The organism is Listeria grandensis FSL F6-0971 (assembly GCF_000525835.1).
Classification (GTDB): domain Bacteria; phylum Bacillota; class Bacilli; order Lactobacillales; family Listeriaceae; genus Listeria_A; species Listeria_A grandensis.
This window is the reverse complement of record NZ_AODD01000019.1, coordinates 23,442-44,992: the sequence shown is the minus strand read 5'-3', so window position 1 is coordinate 44,992 and position 21,551 is coordinate 23,442. Positions and strand designations below refer to the sequence as shown.

15 protein-coding genes and 2 pseudogenes are annotated in these 21,551 nt (G+C 40.9%); 1 reads left to right on the top strand and 16 read right to left on the bottom strand.

Annotated features, from left to right (window positions below; genetic code table 11):
• Nucleotides 1-4: 4 nt before the first annotated feature.
• The 10 genes and pseudogenes from PGRAN_RS11330 to PGRAN_RS11285 form a co-directional block, all read right to left on the bottom strand.
• Nucleotides 5-1,491: pseudogene (locus PGRAN_RS11330) on the bottom strand (nicotinate phosphoribosyltransferase).
• A gap of 193 nt (nt 1,492-1,684) precedes the next feature.
• A complete protein-coding gene (locus tag PGRAN_RS11325; RefSeq protein WP_036067208.1) occupies nt 1,685-2,377 on the bottom strand; it encodes a response regulator transcription factor in 693 nt (230 codons plus the stop codon).
• On the bottom strand, nt 2,374-3,825 hold the full coding sequence (locus PGRAN_RS11320; protein ID WP_036067207.1) for a sensor histidine kinase: 1,452 nt from the start codon (nt 3,823-3,825) through the stop codon (nt 2,374-2,376). The genes PGRAN_RS11325 and PGRAN_RS11320 overlap by 4 nt, the downstream gene beginning before the upstream one ends.
• 164 nt (nt 3,826-3,989) lie before the next feature.
• On the bottom strand, nt 3,990-4,373 hold the full coding sequence (tagD, locus tag PGRAN_RS11315; RefSeq protein WP_036067206.1) for a glycerol-3-phosphate cytidylyltransferase: 384 nt from the start codon (nt 4,371-4,373) through the stop codon (nt 3,990-3,992).
• A gap of 56 nt (nt 4,374-4,429) precedes the next feature.
• A complete protein-coding gene (locus PGRAN_RS11310) occupies nt 4,430-5,584 on the bottom strand; it encodes a CDP-glycerol glycerophosphotransferase family protein (protein WP_036067205.1) in 1,155 nt (384 codons plus the stop codon).
• 8 nt (nt 5,585-5,592) lie between these two features.
• Nucleotides 5,593-6,748, bottom strand: a pseudogene (locus PGRAN_RS11305) (CDP-glycerol glycerophosphotransferase family protein).
• Nucleotides 6,749-6,766: 18 nt separating this feature from the next.
• Nucleotides 6,767-8,146, bottom strand: coding sequence for a glycosyltransferase family A protein (locus PGRAN_RS11300; protein ID WP_036067204.1), 1,380 nt, complete (start codon nt 8,144-8,146; stop codon nt 6,767-6,769).
• 351 nt (nt 8,147-8,497) lie between these two features.
• The gene (locus tag PGRAN_RS11295) at nt 8,498-9,523 is read right to left on the bottom strand and encodes a ribitol-5-phosphate dehydrogenase (protein ID WP_036067203.1); all 1,026 of its coding nucleotides are present in this window, start codon (nt 9,521-9,523) and stop codon (nt 8,498-8,500) included.
• Entirely contained in the window at nt 9,516-10,229 is a 714-nt protein-coding gene (locus PGRAN_RS11290; protein ID WP_036067202.1) for an IspD/TarI family cytidylyltransferase, read from the bottom strand. The genes PGRAN_RS11295 and PGRAN_RS11290 overlap by 8 nt, the downstream gene beginning before the upstream one ends.
• 126 nt (nt 10,230-10,355) lie before the next feature.
• Nucleotides 10,356-12,707 (bottom strand): bifunctional glycosyltransferase/CDP-glycerol:glycerophosphate glycerophosphotransferase, encoded by a 2,352-nt coding sequence (locus PGRAN_RS11285; RefSeq protein ID WP_036067200.1) that lies wholly within the window; start codon nt 12,705-12,707, stop codon nt 10,356-10,358.
• Nucleotides 12,708-12,915: 208 nt separating this feature from the next.
• Here PGRAN_RS11285 and galU point away from each other — a divergent pair, with 208 nt between their 5' ends.
• Nucleotides 12,916-13,872 carry a UTP--glucose-1-phosphate uridylyltransferase GalU gene (gene galU, locus PGRAN_RS11280; RefSeq protein WP_077914672.1) on the top strand — a complete coding sequence of 319 codons (957 nt, stop codon included), beginning with the start codon at nt 12,916-12,918 and terminating at the stop codon, nt 13,870-13,872.
• Here the strand turns inward: galU and PGRAN_RS15795 are convergent.
• The 6 genes from PGRAN_RS15795 to PGRAN_RS11255 all read right to left on the bottom strand — a co-directional run bounded on the left by PGRAN_RS15795 (nt 13,866) and on the right by PGRAN_RS11255 (nt 21,549).
• Nucleotides 13,866-17,075, bottom strand: coding sequence for a PA14 domain-containing protein (locus PGRAN_RS15795; RefSeq protein WP_051998606.1), 3,210 nt, complete (start codon nt 17,073-17,075; stop codon nt 13,866-13,868). The genes galU and PGRAN_RS15795 overlap by 7 nt on opposite strands.
• 140 nt (nt 17,076-17,215) lie before the next feature.
• Entirely contained in the window at nt 17,216-18,706 is a 1,491-nt protein-coding gene (locus PGRAN_RS11270) for a DUF6056 family protein (protein WP_036067198.1), read from the bottom strand.
• Nucleotides 18,707-18,722: 16 nt separating this feature from the next.
• Nucleotides 18,723-19,160, bottom strand: coding sequence for a GtrA family protein (locus PGRAN_RS11265; protein ID WP_036067197.1), 438 nt, complete (start codon nt 19,158-19,160; stop codon nt 18,723-18,725).
• Nucleotides 19,157-20,104: a glycosyltransferase family 2 protein gene (locus PGRAN_RS11260; protein ID WP_036067195.1), complete on the bottom strand. Its 948-nt coding sequence runs from the start codon at nt 20,102-20,104 to the stop codon at nt 19,157-19,159. The genes PGRAN_RS11265 and PGRAN_RS11260 overlap by 4 nt, the downstream gene beginning before the upstream one ends.
• Before the next feature lie 191 nt (nt 20,105-20,295).
• A complete protein-coding gene (locus PGRAN_RS16840; RefSeq protein ID WP_159101142.1) occupies nt 20,296-20,451 on the bottom strand; it encodes a hypothetical protein in 156 nt (51 codons plus the stop codon).
• Nucleotides 20,452-20,886: 435 nt separating this feature from the next.
• The gene (locus PGRAN_RS11255; protein WP_051998605.1) at nt 20,887-21,549 is read right to left on the bottom strand and encodes a DUF6270 domain-containing protein; all 663 of its coding nucleotides are present in this window, start codon (nt 21,547-21,549) and stop codon (nt 20,887-20,889) included.
• Nucleotides 21,550-21,551 lie beyond the last annotated feature (2 nt).

Below are 21,551 nucleotides of genomic sequence, written 5' to 3'. Positions count from 1 at the left end.
TTGCTTAAAATGGAATATCAAAATTGACCGGTGAATGTTTTTGCACTGTTTTACGAACATTTTCGATATTTTGCATTTTGTTTTTCCAACATTTCACGCTTAAATCGACCGGGTATTGTTCTGGACGCACCGTTCGTTGATATTCATCCCAAAGCAAGGCTAAATTTTCTTCTTTGTATTTGCGAGTCTGTTCTAAAGATGGTCTTTGATATACTAGTTCCCCTTTTTCGTAAATTGGAACCAATAATTCTTTCGCGGTGAAATTTGTCACTTCTTTTGTAATATAGGTGTGGATTGGATGGAACATGGTTAAGGTCTCCACGCCTTCTAATGACTCTTTTTCCAAGCAGATGTAATCGCCTTCTGCTTTTGGTCCACCTTCGTTTGTAATAATGCGGTACACGTTCTTTTTCGCAGGTGTGGTGACTTTTTCGGTATTGCTGGAGAGTTTGATGGAGTCTTGCAAAACATCCTTCTCATCGGCAATCGCAACGAGTTTGTAAACGGCACCTAGGCTGGTTGGTCGTATGCTGTGATCAGTTTCGTACCAACGCCCCACGCGTCGATTTTTGCTTTTTGTGCTTTCAAATGTAGAATTGTTGTCTCATCCAAATCGCTCGACGCAAAAATTTTCGCATGAGGGAATCCTGCTTCATCCAACATTTGACGGGCTTTTTTCGATAGAAATGCCATATCTCCACTATCCAAACGAATCCCGATAAAGTTGATTGCGTCGCCCATTTCTTGTGCCACTTTGATCGCATTTGGAATCCCGGATTTGAGTGTGTCATACGTATCCACTAGGAAAATAGAATCCTTGTGTGTTTCGGCGTAGCGTTTGAAAGCCTTGTATTCATCACGATATGCTTGCACCATCGAATGCGCCATCGTGCCCGAAATTGGAATGCCGAAAATTTTGCCAGCACGAATATTACTCGTAGAATCGCAGCCGCCAATGTAAGCGGCACGTGTGCCCCAAAGCGCTGCATCCATTTCTTGCGCGCGCCTTGTGCCGAATTCAGCAAGCGGTTCACCTTCTACGACGTTTTTGATTCGTGCTGCTTTTGTCGCGATCAGCGTTTGGAAATTCACAATATTGAGGAGTGCTGTTTCGATTAGCTGAGCCTCTGCCAAATTCGCCTCCACTTGAATAATCGGCTCCGTCTTGAAAACAAACTCACCTTCTACAACCGAGCGAATCGTTCCAGTGAACCGTAAATTTTTGAGATAGTCTAGGAATTCCTCTTCAAAAGCCGTTTCTTCACGCAAATACGCAATGTCTGTATCTGTAAAATGCAGGTTCTCCATATAATCGATAATCCGCTCAAGTCCTGCAAAAACACAGAAACCCGTGTCAAACGGCATATCGCGAAAAAATACTTCAAAAACAGCGCGGCGCTCATGGATATTATCATCCCAATACGCCTTCATCATATTAATTTGGTATAAATCTGTGTGTAGCGTTTTACTATCATCTGGAAATAAAGTCATACTCCATACTCCTGTCTATGTTTTCTTATAAAACATCATAGCGTAAATCGAACAGAAAAGCTAACTTTATAAGCTGTATTTAATTTTCTAGTCTTTGTTTGGAGTATGCTTCACATCTTTAGCAAAAACACACAGCCAGCATTAAAAAGAACCGGTACGAAGTTTTCGTTCACACCGGCCAATCATTATTTATCTATAAATTAAACCGATATCCCGCGCCCCAAATCGTCTCGATGGATTCGGAAAAGTCGCCGTGGTTCTCTAATTTTTCACGAATTTTACGGATATGAACGACGACCGTTGACACATCGCCCGCCGCTTGCATGCCCCAGATCTGCTCGAAAAGTTGCTCCTTATTCCACACCCGGTTCGGCCGCTTCGCTAAAAATACAAGTAAATCGAATTCCTTCGTTGTGAAAATAATCTCCTGATCTGCTACAAATGCTTTACGACCATCTAAATCCAGCGTCAAATCATGCACCTGTAAAATCTCGTTTTGCACCGCGATAGTACTTTTTGCGAGTCGTTCGTAACGTGCTAAATGAGCCTTAACACGCGCCACGAGCTCACTCGGACTAAATGGTTTCGTGATATAATCATCCGCTCCAAGGCCGAGTCCACGAATTTTATCAATATCTTCTTTTCGAGCAGAAACGAGCAAAATCGGCACTTCTTTCTTCGCTCGAATTTCGCGGCAAATATCAAAACCATTCATATCTGGCAACATAACATCGAGAATGATCAAATCAAACGCATCATGTAACGCCCGCTCCAGCCCCTTCAAACCGTTGTGCTCCATCGTAACTTCCATTTCACTAATCTCCAAATAATCGCGCTCTAATTCCGCAATTTCAAGTTCATCTTCTATTAATAAAATCCGTTTCATTGCTCTTTGTCCTCCTTGAACTTTAGTGGTAGCCTAATCCAAATACTCGTGCCGATCTCAAGCTCACTCGTCGCTCCGATCTCACCTCGATGCTCTTCCACAATCTGTTTGGCAATCGAGAGCCCCAGTCCACTACCACCTGTATTCGAATTTCGTGACACTTCTTCTCGATAAAACCGATCAAAAATAGAAAGCAGACCCACTTCTGAAATACCTTTACCATTATCGCTAATCGTTATTATCGCATCATTCTGCTGTTTTTCGAGCTGAATCATGATTTTTGCTTGCTCTTTATCCATGTACTTCATACTATTTTGGATCAAATTCTCAAATACGCGCTTTAATTTTTCGCGGTCAGCTTCTGCTATCATTTTTTCATTAGGGATAACCAATTCAAATTCCGCCTTTTCAAAGCTTAACTCCGATTCTTCCGCAATTTGCGCTAGTAATGCATTCATATCCACTCTTCTAAAACAGAACGGTTCTTTATGCAAATCAAGCTTGGAGAACAGGAATAATTCATCAATCAACGCATTCATATCCTTCGCTTTTGTATGTGCAATCTCTAAATATTTCGCTTGCTTCTCTGGTGTATTGGCGACACCGTCTTGAATCCCCTCGATATAGCCGACAATCGAAGTAATCGGTGTTTTAAGATCATGCGAGATGTTCGATAATAGCTCTTTTCGGTTGGTTTCGTACAGTTCTTGCATCTCTAACGATTTTTTAAGGCGAATTCTCATTTTTTCAAACGTGGAGATCAAAGTGGCAATTTCATTTTTTCCCTTCGCTTCTTCCATCTCAAAATCTAGATTTCCTGCCTCAATTTTCTCCGCGCCTTCTTTTAGATGTACAATCGGTTGCACGACACTTTTAGCCACGAAATAACTCAACAATCCGATCACTAAAAAACCAAATAGCAGGACGGCACCTACAATATATATCCCCCATTTTTGGATGATTTCGGTATAGGAGTTCTCTGGCTGAAGCACCATCACACTACCCATCGACCCATCAGAATACGTGTAATCAAACTTGATATAGCGGAACAAATCACCTTGGTTATCTAGCGTTCCACGCATATTAAGATTGTTCAATTCATAGTCAGGCATGTGTACCAATAGCGATTTCTTAGATAAATCCGCAGAAGAATATACAATCGCATCATTTTTTCGAACTACCACTTGAACATCACTCTTTTCAAGACCTTTAAAATTCTGATATTCCAGTAGGTTATCTGGCATATTTTTAGCTAACATCTTTAGCTCTAAAAACGCATTTTCTTCATCTGTGGAAAGCGGGCGTTGCAGAGTCGCTGATTTGTAAAGTTGTCCTGGTGAAACCCCCGTCAGCGCGTAAAATCCTAGCAATAAGGTTGACATCAAAAACGTTCCCGTCAAAATAATAACCGCAATATAAGACAGCATAAATCGCATTTTAATAGACATATTACTTCCTCATTTCGTTGTTCTATAGCAAGCATATAGCGGAATCAACTTTTTAACAAGGGTTTTGGCGGTGATTTAATGAACTTTTAAGATTTTTGGGAGCACAAAAAAGCCACGAAAAAAGGAATCCAAGACTCGCTTTTTTCGTAGCGCTTATTCTAATTTCAGCTTAAATCATCTTTAATTTTGGAGGTAGAAATACCGTTTGTACGCGGTAAATAAACAACTTCGCAATAATCTTTCAGAAAGTCAAACTCGCCCTTCCAATCATCGCCCATCACAAAAATATCGATATCGTGATCTTGCACGTCTTGAATTTTTTGTTCCCAATCGCTTTCAGGAATCACTTCATCTACATACCGAATTGCCTCTAAAATCAGCTTGCGATGCTCAAAACTATGGTATGCTTCCTTGTGCTTCACCTGATTAAATTCATCTGTAGAAATCGCGACTACTAGGTAATCACCAAGTTCCTTCGCTCGCTCAAGCAACTTGATATGACCCCAATGCAACAAATCGAATGTGCCGTATGTAATCACTTTTTTCATGAAAACACCTACTTTCCTAGTCACCAGTATAGCAAGAATAAATACATTTCGCTAGCCTATTCTCTCGCCATTTCCGACTGCAAAAAGTCCACAAAACGCTTGCTTGATTCGCCGTCTGAATATTTATTCCATCGGGCACTAAATTCGCGTATTTCATCCACATTTATCGCTTGATTTTCGACTGCCGCAATGACTTCTGCCGTCGTCTTGCAAAGCGGTCCTGGAATTGTGTCGAGGTACCCATCAGCCAATCCGCGACTCGCATCATATGCCTTCAAATCATAGGCAAAGAAAATCATCGGTTTTTCGAAAAAGGCAAATTCAAACGGAATCGAAGAATAGTCCGTAATTAACACATCTACTATCGGCAAAATCGCTTCCAGTTCCGCCTCCTTCTCCACATACACACAAAAATCATCCGCTTGTTTTGCTAAATCAGTCATCATCGACGGATGCAATTTCAATAATAGCTTGTACTCGTTTCCTAGCGCAGCTTTCATTGCCGCAATATCAAGGTCTAACTTTGCTTCAGATAAAGCCTCATCACGGAACGTCGGCGCGTATAAAAGTACTTTTTTATCTTGAATCTTGTATTTTTCAAGCCCGATAGCCTTATTTCGCTCAATTGCCTGTTCATCAAAATAATAATCTGTTCTTGGCACGCCGAGCTTCAATAGCTGCTCATCCTTTAATAAGAACGACCGTTTGAAAATTTCGCCCATCTCATCGGAACCAGCCAATACCTTCGAAAAAGTCTTATATACCGCTTGAAAACGATTTTTATCGGATTCCGAACGCTCTTGCGCAGTCTTATCTTCCCAACCAAATTTCTTAAGCGCACCATCTGCATGCCAAATCTGCACACATTCCATGTTCTCACGCCATTTCACACCTGCTAACTCTGCAAAATAATTATCCGTCACAACCACTTTAGCCGTACTCAAGTGAAACATTAATTTGATCAAATTTCCGTTTGTTTTCGGCAAAGAACGCATAAAATTACGCGCCATCCCGTCCACATTCAAGCGTGGATCGTAAAAAACAATCGTTTCCGGGGTAAAATGCGATTTCTCCATCTCACGCAAAATGGCTGCTGGATTTTCCGGAAAACTGATCAACATCACCACTTTTTGTTGGATTGGAAAACGTCCAAATACAAAACCTAACACATGCATCATCATCATATAAAGCTTGATTGCTATATTTTTCATCCTGACACCTACTTTTCAAAGACGATTTTCACAGTTTTTTCCGCTGCGTGCCCGTCCTCCCATTCACAAAATTGCTGGAAGAATTGGCTGTTACTCTCTGCTGGTTGCTCCAATATCATTGCTATTTGCTCCATCAATTGCGCACTTGTTTCGACGAGCGGACCTGGCACATTTTTTTTCAAAATCAAAATAAAAACCTCGTAATGTATCGCGATATTCTGCCAAATCGTATGTGAAGAAAATCATCGGACGATCCAAGTTGGCATAATCAAAAAATACCGAAGAATAATCCGTGATCAGCACATCGCTGACAAGATACAAATCACGAATATCATCATAAGACGACACGTCTCGAATAAAATCGCCATACTGCGCAAAATCAAACTGTTCGGCGACCAAATAATGCATCCGCACAAGTAGCACGATATCCTCGCCAAATCGCGCTTTCATTTCCGCAACATCAAACTTCAAGTCAAACTTATACTCACCAGCTTTGTGGAAATCATTATCCCGCCACGTCGGTGCGTATAGTACAACACGTTTACCATCAGGAATCCCCATTTTTCCGCGAATTTCTGCCATCAAATGTTCCTTATCTGGACTAAAAAGCACATCATTACGAGGGTACCCCGACTCAATCATAGCGCCCTGATATCCGAACGCACTGCGGAAAATCTTACTCGAATATGCATTTGGCGAAATAAGATAATCCCATTTTGCCGCTTCTCGAACAAAATCTGCCTTATATTGCGCCGTTGTTTGCCCAGGCATATGCACTTCGTCAATATCGACGCCAAGCTTCTTCAGCGGCGTTCCATGCCAAGTCTGCACGTATACCGTCTTATTTGGCTTTGGTAACTCTAGCGGCAATCGGCTATTTGAAATCCAATATTTTGCCCGCCCCATCGTCAATAACCACTTCACTGAAAAACGCGCCACATAAGGAACTCCTTGTTCCTCGAAAAGCTTCGTATAGCGCGGGTTCACACTCCATAATAACGTATATTCCGGCTCCTGCTCTTTCATATATTCATAAATCGCACGTGGATTACAACTATACTGCTTACCAGAAAAGCTCTCAAACATCACTAATTGCTGTTTTCGTGGTAAAAATCCGACTAACCAAAATAAAAAATAGTACACTGTTTGGATTAATTTTGCCATCTGTTGACCCTCTTATCTCTATTGATTCAGCGCTCGTTTCAGTTTTAGTCGCCGTTTTACTTTCTGTTTTAACTCCGTTGTTAAATGGAAATGTTCAAGCTCCACTTTTCGTTCTGTATTTTGATAAAACCATATTCCCCGCAATTCCCATGGTCTTAGGCGAATTTTCGCGGTAGAAATCGTTCCTGCCGGTCGTACAACGACGTCCCATATTCGTAAATCTTGTTCGCGTTTTGTCAACTTCGCCCGTTTTGTCGTAAACAAGGTTTTCACCGCAAAAAAACTTTTTTCTGGCAATGCCATACGTGATTCTTCGATGTCGCTAATCAATTCGGCATGCCCATTCCGTCGCCACTTTTTATGCAGAGAAATCATTGGTATTTCCGCAAGTGGTGCGGCTTCAAACTGGATCGGCCAGCCTTTTTTACGAATCGATAACATCATTTCCTTCACGGGTTGCGCGGCGTCTAACTCCCAAATATAGCGCTCCTCCACCTCGCCAAGCACGGATTGCAATGCGCGCACAAAAGCTTCCTGCTCCACGTCCGTCAGCACCTCACGAAAATAGATATTCTCTTTATAAAAATACAATTTAGCATGGTAGCTAATCAAATACTGTACATAGGGAATAACCGTACCAAATTTCGCCTTTGATAACTGAATATAAGACAGGTACACCGCTTCTAAAAATGGCTGATAACGCGACTTATCCTGCCACGATTTACTCACAAGTGAGCGCTTCGCTTTCAAATCCCGATAATAAAAATAACCAACATCCGCGACAACTCCGTACTCCTCATCATCCAGCAACAACTTCGTAATCAGCAACTGATCCTCTCCGAAATGAAGCGACTCATCAAACGCCAACTGTTTTAACCGATCAAAACGCAAAAAAGTACCGCCAATATAAAAATGGATCGCTTCATAGTCGTGCTGAATGTTAATAACGCGGCTTCCTTGCTCGAAACGAGTATTCAGTTTATGTGCTCCGATCTTTTTCCGGCTGCCATAATCGTCTAAATAATAAAATGGCGGCACCATCATATTGATTTCTGGATGCTCCTGTGCAAACTGAGCCATTTCACGTATCATATGTAACGAATATACATCATCTGCGTCCAAAAAGCCAACGAAATCAATATCATCTCTAACATGCATCAAGCCGATATTTCTAGCACGCGCTGGACCGCCATTTTTAATATGGATTTGATAAATATTTTGTGGATATTTTCTGACTAATAAATCTGCGATACTGCCACTAGTGTCTGTACTTCCATCATTAACAAGGAGAATTTGGATATTTTCAGTAAACCCGTATGATTGTTTGATGACGCTTTCTACAGTAGTCTCTAGTCGGCTTTCCGCATTGTAAAACGGTATTATTATTGCAAACTTCATTTATTTTCACCCCATTGAAATAGGGTTATATCGTTAGTGGTACTGGATATAACCCTTTTGTTGAGGCTCTTAAGAGGCATCCCCTGCCGATTTAGAGCCTCAATATGCATGCGAACAACGTGAGCATGTAATCCATCAGTGGCTCTTATGACGCAAAACATTGGAACCCATCTACAAACTTAGGAACAGAGTGAGTAATCGTTCCTTGCTCTGCATCATGTCTCGCCATCTTCAAATCCAGCTTCAGAAGCCAGACCCTCGGAAATTTCGGTGCCTCCGCAAAAACCAAAATCGGGTTTTCACTGCGCCCCCTAACAATTTCTTTCGGGTCTAACGGGCTTCTTCAGCACTTTATATCTTCCACTCCATTACGCTCTTACCCCAAGGACTTCGCAAATCAGCTTCGAATGCTTCTATCACATCTTGTATGCACTTGACTTTATGCACTTCGCCAACTAGATTCTGCAAATATTCTACTGCTCGCTTATTTTCTGATAGAAACTCTACAGTCTTCTCAAAATCAACGCGACCGCTTCGACTGCTGCCATAAACGGTCAGCCCTTTTTCTAATACCATCCGCGAGTTGAATTCAATCGGATACTCGGAAACGCCTAACAAAGAAATCGTTCCTTCGGGTTTGATCAGATCGATAATTTGACTCACAGCATACTGACTTCCACGCCCTCCTGCGCATTCGAACGCTTGGTCGATCACTAAATCAGCCGGAATATCATCAATCGAAAAGGCTCCGTCCACAAACGAGAAGAAATCTAATTTATATGGTGTCTTTCCAAAAATGTATACTTTGCTTTCTGGATACCAATTTTTAAGTATTAGGGATGTGATGAATCCTAGGTTACCATCGCCCCAAACACCGAATGAGGCGCGGTTTTCGTTTGCTTTTTGATCAAAGCGTAAAATCGCGTGAACCGCGACAGAAATCAACTCAGAAAACGCTGCAACTTTCGGATTAACATCATCTGGTAAAACAACAATCCGGTCGCGACGCATGAACACGTAGTCCTGCATGAGACCGTCGTAGCCACTCGAACGAAACTTGCTGGAACGCAAATAATTCTCATCGATGATTGGATCGGTTTCCATTGGCGTGTTTGGTATCATAACTACTTTTGTGCCTGGTTTGAACTCTTTTGTTGCATCATATACGACTTCACCGATTCCTTCGTGAATAAGCGCCATCGGTAATTTTTTCGAGAGCATTTCTTTTCCGCGAGAACCGGTATAATAGCGTTGGTCAGCCGCACAAATCGATAAATAGGTAGGGCGAATAACGACTACTTCTTCATTCAAAGACTCATCCACATTGGCAACTTCGAATTGTCGCTCCGATACTAGTCGGTATACTTGATTAATCATTGGCTATACGCTCCTGAATGATCGCATTTGCCACTTTCAGATCATATGGCGTTGTAATCTTAATATTGAAGATTTCGCCCTTCACGAGCTTCACACGGTCTCCTGCGAGCAAGCAAATCTTACATGCGTCCGTCAAAATTTGTTTCTCATCTGCGGACAAGTCTTGATAATGGCTGTACAGCTTCTTAATATTGAAACTTTGTGGTGTTTGGCCTTGATACATGTGGTCACGAACTGGGATGTCCGTAATAAAGTCATGATTTGACGACTCTACAATTGTATCAATCGCCTCGATAACCGTATCAACCGCGCCAGTTTCTAGCGCTGCATCAATATTTTCTTCAATGATGCGATGTGTCAAGAATGGACGCACAGCATCATGAGTAATAATAACATCGTCATCCGTTAGGCCAAAATTCGACTCGATATAACGAATGCCATTCATAATTGTTTCATTTCGATCCGCACCGCCTTCAATCACAACAACACGATCATCGGATACATATTTCTTAATATTATCTTCCGCGTGATTTATCCATTCTTTCGGAGACGAAATAATAATCTTGTCAAAGCGGTTATTCAGAATAAATTTCTCCACAGTGTGTACGATAATGGGTTTGCCATTCAAGGATAGAAATTGTTTTGGCATGCTGACATTTCCCATCCGCGTACCTTTTCCTCCAGCTAAAATTTGAGCGTATATCATTCTCTAATCTCCTTTAACTGTTTTTTATTGTCTACAGTTTTATTGTAACATAAATTTTCTTTAAAAACTTCTTCATCCACCAACCACAACAGGACGACAAATGATTGCTTGCCGCCCCGCCGAACTTTACTTGATTAATTCACGAACAATCCGTTCTGCCGCCTTACCATCCAAGTCATCGAAAAAGCGATTTTTGAAAGCACGGACTTTATCTAGGTCAAAATCATTCGTCTCGATGGCACTAATAATTTCATCATTCGTCCGCACAATCGGGCCTGGAACGAACTCCTCGTAATCATAATAAAAATTGCGCTCACCAAGATAATTCTCCAAATCATACGCATAGAATAATACCGGTTTTTCCATAATTGAGAAGTCAAACACAACAGAAGAATAATCGGTAATCAAAATATCGGTATTGATGAGAACATCATTGATATCTTCGCGACTCATATTAAACGCGAACTCTTGTAAATCAAATGGTACACCCACGCCACGCGTCACCGATGGATGCATTTTCAAAATCAGCGCGTATTCATCGCCAAGCTCTTCCGCCAAACGGCGAATGTTTAGATTCATCACAAAGTTTTGACGCTCACCGGGTCCACCGCGGAATGTCGGTGCGTACGTGATTATTTTTTTTCCTTTCAAATGCGGGTATTTCCCTAAGAATGACGCTTTGATGAAGGCTTTGTAATCTTCATTGAAAAAGCGATCCGTTCTTGGTACACCTAAAGGCACTACACCGTTTTCAGGAACATCGAAGGCATCGGCATAAAATGGCACGATTTCGCTAGATGACACAACGACTTTCGTATAATTTTTATGTGCGCCTCGTTCAAAGCTTTCCGTATTGCTATCGGCGTATCCAATAGAGCTAAAGCCGAACTTCTTAAACGCTCCCGCCGCATGCCAAAGCTGAATCACTTCGGTACCACTACCAGTCGTCAAGCCGTACATTTGACGGTAATAATCATCTAAAAAAACATATTTCGCCGTTGCCACATCTTTATACAACGATAACAATTCACGAAGCGAGCGTTTCGGTTGCTTCAAGTAACCTACCACTTCGTAATCCGGCTTCTGCCTTAAAACTTCATCATAAACCGCTTTAAACGAGTCTGCCAACACATCGTGCTTATTCGTCAAAAATACGATTTTATCTTGTTTTTGTCCTAATTTATAAATTGGAAAAGCGATTCGGCGTGCGTAGAAATTACGCGATACGTCTTGCACTTTCTTCCAAGAACCGACAACGATCTTTTGAAAAGCCGATGAAATCAACGTTCCCGCTTTACGAACCGCTAGACGATTGTAGATTGGTTGTACTGAATTGCGATTTGCCGCTTTTTGCCCCGCACGCACTTCTTGCGGATAGTCAGACGATAACAATTTATTCATCGAACCTGGGTCAAGCTTGCTGTATGCCAACTTCAACACACGCAAATAGTTCGGTCGCGCTTTTTCTTTAATAAACGTATAACGATTAATCGTTTCAAAAGTAAGTAAACGCTGCAATACGCCTAAACTGTTGTAAAGATTAAGATCCATCGAATCGATCAATTCGTAAAAAGAATCGAACATCTTCACCTGCGTCCCAGCATTGCCTTCCATCATGATCCCTTTATACGCCGGCCAAATATCCGTAGACACAATCCGGTCATAGTAATCCGTCCGAATTTTCGCCAAAGCGATTGGATTGGTCACGTATTTCGAGAATAGCGGGTCGGATAATTTCGTACTTTCAATGATATCTTTAAAGCTCACGTAAGGATCTGATTTTACGATTTGTGACAGCGAAACGTCCGCTTCATCTTCGCGCGCGCGATAGTTGTAAATAATCTCATCAACCGTATACAGATCTCCAGACTTCAAATAAGCCTCTAAAACAAACGGATGATCCTCAGCAACCTTAATAGATGTAGGGAAACTGATATCTTTCACCACGTCTGCGCGATACAATTTATTACAAGGTCCAAGTGTGTAAAGCATTTCCGGGTTTTTCACAAGGGTTTTACGGCCCTTCTTGAAAACGCCTTTCGTGAAATGTCCGCCAATAAACCACGAACGATTACTGTTGAAACTTACAGAAATCCCCGTCACAACGCCAACTTGTTCTGTTTCTGCAGCATGATACATGATTTCAAGCGCCTTTTCTGGCAACACATCATCGGAGTCAACAAAACTGATATACTTGCCTCGAGCAACAGCTAAACCGTTATTACGCGCCGTTCCCGGTCCCGCATTCGGTTCTTTCACAACACAAATATTGTTATGTTCATTTGCAATTTCGATAATTCTTTCTAAACTACCATCCGAAGAGCCATCGTCCACAAGCACAATTTCCACTTCTTTTAGTGTTTGGTTAAGTAAAGATTCAATGGTTTCATCAATGTAGCGAATAACATTATATACTGGAATAACGACCGAGACTTTAGGTTCTGTTATTGCAGCTGGTTTTACGATCTCATAGAGCATTCTATTTCTCCCTTAAAACTTTTATTTATCATTCTCAATCTATTACAATTAACGTGAAATGTCAAGGGTACCTCCATTCAAAAATAGTCCCTTTCGCTACCCGTTAACAATTTGTTAACTGCATTACACGCAAATACTTGTCACACCACGCATTTATACCGTATAATGAATGCATATAGACGAATATATTTTGAAGGAGAATGCCATTATGAAAGTAAGAAAAGCGGTCATTCCTGCTGCGGGTCTTGGAACTCGTTTTTTACCAGCAACGAAGGCGATGCCAAAAGAAATTTTACCGATTGTAGACAAACCAACGATTCAATATATCGTCGAGGAAGCTGTAGCATCAGGAATTGAAGATATCTTGATTGTTACCGGTAAAGGAAAGCGCGCGATTGAAGATCACTTCGATTCCGTTCCTGAATTAGAAAATAACCTACGCGAAAAAAATAAACTAGAATTGCTACATCTCATCGAAGAAACGACAAACATCAACTTACATTTCATCCGCCAATCAAAGCCAAAAGGTCTCGGCGACGCGATTTTACAAGCGAAAGGGTTTGTTGGTAACGAGCCATTTATCGTTATGCTAGGCGATGATATTGTAGAATCCAAAACACCTTGTGCGAAACAACTCATCGACCAATACCAAAAAACGCATAGTTCTGTCATCGGTGTACAACACGTGCCGCATGAAGAAACATATCGTTATGGTATCATTGATCCGCTAAACGAATACAGTAAGGGTCTATATAATGTTAAAGGATTTGTGGAAAAACCAGATCCAGCAAAAGCACCATCTGATTTAGCGATTCTTGGTCGCTACTTGTTGACACCACAAATTTTTGATTTCTTAGAAACCCAAGAACCCGGTGCCGGCGGCGAGATTCAATTAACGGATGCCATCAACCGTCTCAATGAAATCCAACGTGTTTTCGCGTATGACTTTGAAGGCGAGCGCTTCGATGTCGGTGATAAATTTGGATTCATTAAAACGACGATGCAATTCGCGCTGAAACATCCAGAGATCAAGGATGAAGTTTCTGCATTGATTGATGAATTATACAAGGATATTCATAAAAACGACGCGAAAAAAGAAAAAAATAACAAAAATGCTTGGTGCCTCAGGTCAAACCTGAAACGCCAAGCATTTTTTTGTTATTGATATTTTGGGATCTCGTAATCTTGAATATAACTTGTGAGCAAGCTATACATATTATACATATTTGTCGTCTGACTTGTCGCCCATTTAATATCCGTTGCATATTGATGAACACCAGGGTTTGCAGGATTCCATCTCATTTTATAGAGTGTATCTTGCCCTTTCGCTACGTAGTTTTGTGCTACGAACTGTGCACCACCAATAATTGCTTTTTCTGGTGTATCCCAACCCTGTTTATAGGCATACTCGGAACCACCTTTTAAAGGATTACTATCTACTGCACCAATACCATACATGTTATATACCAGTTTTGGTGTTACTGGCTGTCCACCAACAGAGCTTACTAGTACGCCGTTTGCAAGCTGTGAAGAACCGTGACCAGTTTCCAGTATCGAATGTGACATCAGATAAATTTCGTTAACCTGATATGTTTTCGCAGCCGTCGCAAAGCTTGCACCTTGGCCAGTTAAGATTCCTTTATTTACGAGGATTTTACTATTCACTTCTGCCGTGTTGATCCCTGCTGGTTTCGACAGAACAAGGAATTGCAAATACTCCTTCGAATCTTTTGCGAAATTGTTTGGATTCATATAGTATTGCACATCTTTTTGATAAGCATTCACCCAAGCACGTGTGTAGTTGAATTTATACCATTTCGCGCCATCGGTTCCTGTGACAGTCCCAGTAATGGTGATCGTTACATCTTTCGCGAGCGGTCCAACTAAGAACGCATTTGGATTTGCCGCATCACGAACACTCGTTGCAGCCGTTGTTTTACCTGTTGCCCCACCTGCATTTAACGTGACAAAATTGCTACGAACGTAATTGTTCGGCGGTTTGACACTGGTTTGCGGTGGTGTAGAGCCAGCCATTTGTTTCGCTAGCGCTGCGGCAAGGGTAGAGCTATACGATTGTGTCCGGTAGTTCTTTTCGATACCTGTAATGTAATTAATGTTAAACGATAGTGCTGCTGAACCTGTATCTTCCATATATTCAATGATAAATTTATGATTTCCTTTTGTGAGCGGAATCGTTTCTTTGTAATTGTTTAAGCCTGCCATCCAAGCTTCATAAACGACTTGACCATCTACTTTTACGCGGATACGATCATCAGCGCGACCTGCTATTTCATAGTTACCGTCTTTCGCCATGTTTAATGTTGCTTCATAGCGAGCCGTGAAGCGGTCACTTGGAATGCTTGGGTCTGGGCTGCCTGCTCCCCAGTTATCATTAATAGTGCTCATTGTTTTATAGACAGGACGTCCAGAGAAGCTATCTGTTGGGTAATATCGCGCTAACCATGTACTTGCCGGTAAAATATTAAAATCAACCGATGCTGCACCTGTACGTTCGACATACTCCACTTTCACATTATGCATTCCTTGTGTTAGCGGAATGACATAGTTTTCCTCTCGCACGTACGTTTGATTGCGGTTATCAAAAACAACCTTGCCATCAATCGTCACACGCATACCATCATCGGCGCGCCCTACAATATTGTAGTTTTGCGCTTTGGCAGCATAATACTGCTTCTCAATGACCGCAGAGAAGTTATCATTTGGAATCGCTGGATCAGGACTACCGTAGGCCCAGTTTTGATAAAACGCGGTTTGGTTGTCGTAGAGCTTCGCTACATAGTCACCCGTAAGGTTGGTGTTTTTGTAGTAGCGAGCAAACCATTTATCCAGTTTTTCGATATTCATGTTCATCGATGCTGTGCCGGTTTTATGTTTATAAACAACCGTGATTGCATGTTTTCCTTTTGGAACCCAGATCACTTGATTGTATTGACCGGAGACAGTACCCATGTTTTTACCGTCCATGTAAATGATCGCTTCGTCTTTCGCATCACCGTAGAAACGATAGTGAGCTGCTTCTGTTGCTTCGATTTGGCGGTGTATCCGCGCAGAGAAATGATCGTTTGGTACAGCGCTATTCGGTGAACCAGTTCCCCAGTTTTTCGCAAGCGTTGTTGTCCCCGTCACCTCATCAAAAGCGTAAGGGAAGCCAGATACGGTTTCATTTGGATAGTATTTTGCGTACCAGACATTTGCGTCAATCACGTTAAAATTGAGGTATGCCGTGCTCGTCGCTTCTTTAAATTTAATCCGAACATCGTGTGTTCCTTTGGATAAATAAACCACTGTATTAAACTCACCGCGTGTCGTTAAATTCGTCACGAGTTTGCCGTCTACATAAATGGCCGCCGCATCATCTACATTCCCAATGATCCGGTAATCGCGAGCCGTTGCTACCTCGACCTGTTTATCCATAATACCTGTAAAATTGTCTTTATTTACGCTTGCATTTGGCGAGCCTGTGCCCCAGTTATGCGTCAGTTTATTCGATCCTGAACCAACTGCCGTGTAGACTGAGTTCAGTCCCCAAGTCGTATTATTAAAATACTGTTCATACCATGCGCCTGCCTTCACGAGGTTCATTTGTAAATGAGCCGCTCCAGACTTCTCGCGGTACTGCACAGTGACTTGGTGTTTGCCTTTTGTGAGCGGTAGAGTAACATTCAGATTATCCTGAAAAGAATCCCAACTGTTCACAATCGCCTTTCCATCTACGTAAATTCGCATGCCATCATCTACTTTTCCAACAAAGCGATAATTACCAGCTTCAGTGATATCATATTGCTTCGAGTAGAAGGCACTAAAATTGTCGACACCAATACCACTACCCGGTGAGCCGTAGCCCCATACTTTATTTAAGTACGACTTATTCCCAATCTTTTCGGTTAGTTTCACACTTCCCGTCATGTTGTTATTTGGAAAATAAACACCGTGCCATTCATCCGCGCGAACCAAATCCGCGGTGATATAAGCTGCGCCCCCCGCTTCCAGATAGTCGATGCGGATTTCGTGTGTCCCAGCTGTGAGCGGGATTGTCATATTCAGATTGGCCATACTTGGCTTAAAATCGTCATATACCAATTTGTTATCCACATACACACGAATACCATCATCGGCACGACCAATAATCCGATAATCTGCAGCAGTGGTGACTATAATATTTTTACGGAATGTCGCAGAAAACCCGTCCACTGGAAGCTGTGCATGTGGTGAGCCATAGCCCCAATCAAGATGAAGTTCCTTCTCCGTTTGTTTCAGGACTGGGGTACCAGATAGCGTCTTATTGCCGTAATAACTGGCCTCCCACGAAGATGTGGTGGCAGCTTCTGCTTTTAACGGTTCCTTCATAATGAAAACCGCGCACGTTGCAACAACTCCCAACGCTACTATTGCTATTTTTTTTCTGATTGACCTTTACCTCCTTGAAATAATTTGCGTACATCTCTATTATTTCACATCTGGAGGCTGAAAACAACATTACATTTGCGTCATTTTGTGGTTTTTGCTGGAACTATTTTTAGCGTTGTGCCTTTAGGTAAATTGTAATAAATCACGAAATTCTCTGCTTGATAGCTAGGAACAATCGGTGTACTCATCCATAAATACTGCTGATATGGCAGACGCTTCAATGTAACCACTTTTGCACCTGACTCGGCTTGCGCCTTAACACTCGCAATACGTGCATCATCGGAACGCCCGATTTGCGTAAACATGTACATAAAGGCAATCATGAATACAAGCACAAGCGAACATAGCGGTACATAAGCCGCTCGAAGATCCAAGTAGTTCTCATCATACATAAAATGCACAATTCTTACTGCAAACAGAACGAAGAACATGTAACAAATAATAAAATTACGCGGACCGACTGGTGTCACAAAGAAAAGCGGTGCTGCCAACGTAACCACAGATAATAAGTAAAATGATAATTCGGTTTTTAAATTACTTCCTGGGATAAACATAATCACCGTAGCGACTAATACCAGATAAAAGACTAGTGAGAAATAGGCTTCAAATGTTTGTGTATCCGCCGATGCAATTTGAAATACTTGATCCACAATCGGGCGATACAATGGATAAATCGTTAAAATAACGATAAATAGATTTTTGAAAATAAGTTGAACCGTTGAAATATTTTGAGCTACTTTCACCAATACAACAATTCCGATAATACCCAGAACGATATTTAATCCGACATTATTCATCACTAAGAACTGATACATCGTCGTCTTGAAAATATCATAAATTTTCTCGAAAAAGCCCATATCGCGATCGACCGTACGATAAGCGTCGTCCCCGCTAAATATTTTGGCGTAAGCTCCATTTGAAAACATCCAAACAGCACCAGCGATCGCTGACACAAGGTAAAGAATATGGAATAGGAAAAACTTGCGGAACTTCACAAATGCCAAGATGATAACAAATATCCCTGCAATAATATTAAAGAGCGTTGCGTGTTCTACAAATAACTGTGAGCACACACCCAGTGGCACAGCAAAAATCGTTAAGAAAATATTGTACTTCGGCACTTTATCGTAAAATACATTCTTCACGATTAGTAAGTATACCAAGATACAAATTGCTGCCGTATTGTAATTCGCAAATCCAGCGGCCCAACCGTAAGTCTGAGCAAACATATTCGCAGGCACAATAAGGAACAATAGGAAGCTAAGTAAATAGACGCCTATCGAATTTGTTTTGGCTATGACAGCTGGAATAACAACCATCATCGCACCAAATGCTCCCATCATCAAAATACGAAACCAATCCACACGCGTAATAAGTATTTCCACTACATTTCCAAGATACCGACCATTATAATCCGCAAAACCATTGTGGAATCGTTTCATCCCCTCTGCAATTCCCCAAGTCCAATCATCATGCGTCAAAGGTGTTCTAAAAGCAATATATAGATAAAACATAAAGGCAACAAAACTTACTAAACTTAATACTTTCCAATTTCTCTCTGTACGAATCATAATTAACCTACCTTTTTTAATTCCTAATTTTAAATATTATCCATTTACTAAATACATAGTTCAACACGAGCACAATGACATTTGTCAAAATCTTTGCTATCAGCGCATTCGTTCCTAAACCACTGATCAGTATTACCATGACTGCCAAATCGACCAAATACGTCAAAAAACGGAAACCAAAGAACGACGAGGCTTCGCGCACACGGTCTTTCCAGGTCGGTGTGTAACTTTCAAATACGTAGCGTTTATTCGTTACATAAGCAAAAATTACAGACGCGATCCAAGAAATCGTATTCGAAGTAACGTAGTCAATTCCTAGAACGGAATTACATAGCCAGAATGACACAATGTTTACAACAGTCGTAAAACCACCCATGATAATATACATGATAATGCTGTACAAATTGGCATGTTCTTTTCTGAAATTAGCGATTAAATCTTTTATTTTTGTCATTTTATCTGCTCTCTCTCATCGTTGTATTCTTCTACGAAATAAAGCGGACGACCTTTCACTTCATTAAAAATCCGACCTAAATATTCCCCGATAATCCCGATTGAAATCAACTGAATTCCACCTAAGAATAAAATAACAATCATCAGCGTTGGAAAACCTTCGACGGCATTCCCCGTTACAAGCGTTGCGATGAATATGTATATCATATAAATAAAAGCAGCAATCGACACGACAAATCCTAAGATGGAGGAGATTTTGAGTGGCGTGGTGGTGAATGATGTCATTCCTTCTAAAGCAAGATTGAACAACGAACCATAATTCCATTTTGTTTCTCCGGCAAGGCGTGGCGCTGCATCAAATTCAATTTCTACTTTCTTGAATCCCATCCAACTGTAAAGGCCTTTGGAATAACGTTGTGTTTCCCGTAACTTTTTAAGCGCGTCGATGCAACGGCGGTCAAGTAAGCGGAAATCACCAGCATCTGGAAGCACTGGCGTTTTCGACATTTTTTGTAGCAATTGATAGTATTTCTTGGAGGTGTACTTTTTCAGCCATGTTTCCCCTTCACGAATTTTCCTTTTCGCGTAAATATCCTCATAGCCCTGTTCCCATAGCAGTAACATTTCAGGGATTAACTCTGGCGGATGTTGTAAATCAGCGTCCATTGTGACCATCGCATCACCCTTTGCGTAATCAAACCCCGCAGCCATCGCGATTTCTTTCCCATAATTACGAGCAAGATCTACGTAAGAAACCCGAGAATCCTTGGCACGCAACTCTTTCATAATTTGAACCGAACTATCCGAACTACCATCATTGATGAACAAAAGCTCGTAATCATAACGATCCGAAACGGTCGCCATCACTTCCTTAATACGATCGTATAAATGTGGCAATACCTCGCTTTCATTGTAAGCAGGTACCGAAATTGTTAATAATTTCATATTTTTCTACATCCTCATTGTTTTTTTTACATACTTAATCATTATAACAGAAAAGATTTGCAGGCAAAAGGAAAGTCCTGAATAAGTGTGGTGGAAAATGGGATTGGATGCAAAAAAATGACCTAGAAGCTGAGCGATCCTAGGTCATTTCTATTTAAATTCAGCGAGTTCAATTATGAATATTTATCATTTTACGATATTGCATCGATGGACCTCCTAACCAGTTGCTGTTTGTTAGCGATTTTTCTTAGTGGAAACAAGCCATATACTACAGCAGCGATCACTAATACTTTAAACGCAATAATCAGCGGGATTCCAATTTGTAAATACAAATCTATACCTGACAAAGCAAGCACTCCTCTGCCCATTAATATAATACTACTCTCAAATACGAACTAACGATAAGCAGGTCCAGCATTATTGATTAATGCTTATTTCTATAGTTTTGTCTTACGTATTGAATTACACCTGTTAGCAAGAGCAGAAAAATTAACGGGCCAAGTATTCCCCATAGAGTATCAGTCCAATCAAATATGGGAAAAAGCACTACTAATTCCTCCTTCAAAATTTTAATGTAGTCGTACTATAACCTACATATTTTATACCAGGAAATCAATCACCCTGCCAAATAATATTGGCTTCAACCTCCCTGATTTAGTAAAATTATTTAAAATATTTATTAATTGTCACCTAAACGAAATATCCATGTAGCCAGTCCCCGTCCCTATTTTAAACATGACAAAAAAAATCTTGAGAAAAGACTTGGCTCAGATGTTTCATTGTTATTTAATTGCTGTTCTGCGATAATTCTTGCGTTTGATATGGTCCATCCAATTTTCTTTTTTCTCAATAGCAATGAGTTGGTCTAGAAACGAGACGTAATAATCCATTGTGTAGTGTACATAAAATAGACCCCATGGATGTTCATCAAAGCTTAAATACAGCTCACGACCTGCAAACAGATTGATAACTTCAATAGAACTATCGCTCGCTTCTATATAAGCATGCATTTCTTGAAGTGTTTGGTTATACAAGTCGGTATCTATTTTCATGACTTTCCCTGAATTGATCAGGTTATATTTCTTATCATCAAAGTTATAATATTCTTTTACATTCTGAATTTCATGAAGCACTATTTTGCTCTTTGGCGCTGCTTCTTTTAACTTTTTCAGTACTGTATCCCAAGATTTTTTGAATACTTCAAGATACTTCTCTTTATCTGTATCAATCGTTAGTTTCGGGGCTTTATCCTTTAATTCATTCTTATAGTAAGTGGTCCGCCAAAGTTTCCAGCGGTTATCCGTGATGTATTCGCCGGGCTCTACTTCTATAACGCCAAAATGGGCATCGGCGAATAAGTCAATGATGATTGTATCTGGTTGTACTTCGGCCAGGTCGTTAAAAAAAAGTTTTTGTGAAATCGGTCGAAACGGATTCTTCGTCATAT